Origin of the sequence: Pyramidobacter piscolens W5455, from assembly GCF_000177335.1 — a bacterium.
GTDB lineage: Bacteria > Synergistota > Synergistia > Synergistales > Dethiosulfovibrionaceae > Pyramidobacter > Pyramidobacter piscolens.
On sequence record NZ_ADFP01000130.1, the window covers coordinates 1 to 749 of the forward strand.

At 72.5% G+C, this 749-nt stretch carries 1 protein-coding gene; it reads right to left on the reverse strand.

The genetic code is table 11. The annotated features are described in order from the left end of the window. On the reverse strand, positions 1-749 hold a 749-nt coding region (locus HMPREF7215_RS11330), incomplete at both ends, for an ankyrin repeat domain-containing protein (protein WP_156797548.1).

Here is a 749-nt window from a genome sequence, read left to right on the forward strand (position 1 = left end):
CGGGCAGGACCGCGAGGAGCGCCGTCTGCCGGGCGACGCTGCGGGGCGTCAGTTCCCGGTCGAGAAAGCGGACCATCTCAGCGGAATGGCCGCTGCGAACGGCGACCAGCGCGGCGGTGCGGCCGAAGCGGTCGACCGCTTCCGGGTCGACGCCGGCTTCCAGCAGTTTTTGGGCGATCTCCGCGGCCGCGGGCGCTTCGCTGGCGGCCGCGAGCATCAGCGCGGTCATCCCGTCGCGGTTGCGGGCGTTGACGTCGGCTCCCGCGGACAACAGCGCGTCGATGACGTCGCCCCTGTCGTTGAAGCGGGCGGCCGTCATCAGCGGCGTCCAGCCGGCGTCGTTCGTTTGGTTCGCGTCGGCGCGGTTGCCGAGCAGGAACGCGACGATGCCCGCCGCGCCGCTCGTGGCGTTGCGGGCGGCGAAATGGATCGGACAATCTCCGCCGCGGCGCGGCTGTACCGCGTCGGCATCGGCCGCGTAGAGCGCTTCGACGACGGCGGGGTCGCTTGCGTACTGACAGGCGATCATCATCGCCGTCGTGCCGTCTTTGGCCTCGGCCGCCGCCAGCGCGTGGTACTGCGTCAGCAGCCCGGCGACGAACGCGGCGGGTTGTCCGGAGCGCAGCGCGAACATCAGCGGCGTCCAGCCGTTCGTGTCGGCGGCGTTGACGTCGGCGCCGCCTTCGACGAGCCGCGCGACCCCAGACGCGTCGCCCTCGTACGCCGCCAGCATGAGCGCGGCACTCTGC